1 protein-coding gene is annotated in these 230 nt (G+C 73.0%); it reads right to left on the reverse strand.

Translation table 11 applies throughout. From position 1 onward, the window contains the following. A partial coding sequence (locus SB771_RS37475; RefSeq protein WP_410722339.1) for a glycosyltransferase family 4 protein occupies positions 1-230 on the reverse strand: 230 nt, incomplete at both ends.

Here is a 230-nt window from a genome sequence, read left to right on the forward strand (position 1 = left end):
GCCTCGGTGGTTTCGGCCAGGCGGGCGGGCGAGAACACGCCCTCTTCCCAGACCATCTTGCGGCCCGCCTCGCCCATGCGCTGGCGCAAGGCGGCGTCGTCGATCAGCCTTTCGAGCGCGGCGGTGAGCGCGGCCGGGTCCTTGGGCGGCACCAGGATGCCGGTTTCGCCGTCGCGGAACATCTCGGACACGCCGCCGACGTCGGTGCCGATGACCGGCAGGCCGCTGGC

This window comes from Burkholderia sp. SIMBA_051 (assembly GCF_046534915.1).
Classification (GTDB): Bacteria; Pseudomonadota; Gammaproteobacteria; order Burkholderiales; family Burkholderiaceae; genus Burkholderia; species Burkholderia ambifaria.